The sequence below is a fragment of the Aureispira sp. CCB-QB1 genome, assembly GCF_000724545.1.
In the GTDB taxonomy this organism is placed as follows: Bacteria; Bacteroidota; Bacteroidia; order Chitinophagales; family Saprospiraceae; genus Aureispira.
Window position 1 is genome coordinate 1 of record NZ_JHBV01000173.1, and the last position, 2,187, is coordinate 2,187.

Below are 2,187 nucleotides of genomic sequence, written 5' to 3' on the forward strand. Positions count from 1 at the left end.
GATATTGAACACATCTTACAAATATAGTCTTCATTGTCTTTTTTTCTAACTTATCATACAATCTACATCACTACCTTAATAACTAAAAGAAAAGATAAATCATGACTACAGCACACAAAATAATCAAAAACAAGTTAGGATTATTAAAATTAGCAGAACAATTAGGAAATGTATCTCAAGCGTGTAAAATCTTCGGTTATAGTCGAGACAGTTTCTATCGTTTCAAAGAATTATACGAAGAAGGAGGAGAATTAGCACTTCAAGAATTGAGTAGAAGAAAGCCAAACAGGAAGAATCGCGTATCGGAGAAAGTAGAAAATGCGGTCGTAAAATTTGCAGTAGAACAGTCAACTTCGTGCATCTAATGAGCTAAAAAAGCGAGCTATATTAGTATCTCCAGAAGGGGGTAGAAGTATTTGGCTACGACATAATTTAGAGACCTTCAAAAAAAGACTCAAAGCTTTGGAAGCAATAGTAGCAAAAGAGGGGATTATTTTAACAGAATCACAAGTTGCAGCTCTAGAACGAGCAAAAGATGAACAAAGTGAACTGGGGTGGTTTATGCTAAGGGATTTGAAGTCGAAAAAAAATCGGTTCAAAAACAGTTTGGTCAAATAGAAAAGAAGCCATATCTTCAAGGTAAGACTTCTTCTCATTTCACTGAACGATAAGGCTAAATTGTCAGACCACATCGTGACTATTGCATCAATCCGTAAGTGAAAATAGATACTACAGTTAAGCCCGAACCAAGCCCGTATGCAGATACTTTATTCATAGGCTTTTTGTTTTAGGTTTTTCATAAATTTGGTTTTAGTTTAAAAAATAGGCTTCAAAGCTAAAGGCTCTTCTATTTTAGAAAACCAAGGGATTGCTATTTGTTGGGGGAATTGTGTACGCAATTTCTTGATTTTTTGTATGTTTTAACGATATTCAAAGTATTGTTCACTCATTTGTTCGATATGTGTCAGTGGGGGATTGTCGTTTCGGCTTGGTGCTCTTGGATCGCAATTGATAAATAGTTGACTGTATATGCAATTGTGTTTATATGGTAGTTGTAGCCAATTAATCACGAAATTCTAATAAAAATGAAGTCTTTTTACGTTTTTTCAATCTTCGCAGTATTCCTTTTCAGTTGTCAAAATACTACTACTAAAGAAGATGGAAATCCAACTAATCAAAAACCTGGTATCCAAATGGGTAATGAAGATTTTAATCAGTTTTTGTACCGTAAAGCGGATATGCTTCCTAAAGTTCATATAGACTCCATTTCTATCAATGATGATTCTTATAACGTCTACATAACAGATACTCTACTAAATCACTTCAATCAGGTAAATATTCTACAAAATGTCAATATTATTCTAAAAGACTTTTGTTGTTTTACTTTTGAGGATATCACATTCAGTCAAGTAAAAGTTGTTTATCAAATTCCTTACCGAGACTCAAGTGGTTATTTTGAAGTTTATAAAGGTTCTGTTGAACAAACTAAACATAGTTTAAGAATGTTTGCAAACCTTTCTTTTAGTAATACTATGAAAGAAATCGTTTTAGCTCATCAGGAATTTCCTAAAATAGATGTGCTTTCTTCATTAAATATGTCTCTTGCTCTTGTTGTTGCTGAAGAGGATAAAACTAAATTAGAATGGTTTGGAATTGACTGCACAAATTTAGTAGTGGGATATCTAGTTGAGTGTGAAACTAAAAATGGAGATTACTGTAAAAATAAACTCGAAAGTGTTTTATCCTCTTTTATTGGTAAGAAAGGTAGGAAAAATCCTAATAGGGATATTCGAATTAAAATAGCAGAAAGAATTAGAGAAGCTTTTGAAAAAAGCTGTGAAATTTTAAAAAACCTTCCCGCTCAGAAAGTAGAAGAAAAAGTAATCTCGTTATAAAACAAAACTGGCTACAACAATCTGTATATCGCCATCCCACGTAGGGCTAAAGCTAAATTCGCGTCGTATGTGAGACTCCGCAAAATCACAGATTTTGCTCAGGGAATAGCCTATATTTACTTCGCATACCGTGCGCATGGACGTATGCATTTACGTTATGTAGTATTAAAAAACAAAAAGCAGGATTTATCGTATAAAGAAAGCTACACTGAGGTGTACCCCATTTATAGGACCAGTTTAAGCCGATTTAAAATTTATTAGATATTTTTCTTCCAAAAGCTCCTCACCAAGA

The 2,187-nt window shown here is 33.3% G+C and carries 1 protein-coding gene and 1 pseudogene; both read left to right on the top strand.

Annotated features, from left to right (window positions below; genetic code table 11):
- Positions 1 to 101: 101 nt before the first annotated feature.
- Positions 102 to 540 (top strand): annotated as a pseudogene (locus CG11_RS30910) (helix-turn-helix domain-containing protein); the annotation flags it as partial.
- Between the two features lie 545 nt (positions 541 to 1,085).
- The gene (locus CG11_RS28930) at positions 1,086 to 1,895 is read left to right on the top strand and encodes a hypothetical protein (protein ID WP_052600383.1); all 810 of its coding nucleotides are present in this window, start codon (positions 1,086 to 1,088) and stop codon (positions 1,893 to 1,895) included.
- Positions 1,896 to 2,187: the final 292 nt, after the last annotated feature.

Excerpts from the sequence above, each read along its gene's own strand:
- CG11_RS28930 (WP_052600383.1), top strand. The coding sequence starts at position 1,086 with ATGAAGTCTTTTTACGTTTTTTCAATCTTCGCAGTATTCCTTTTCAGT.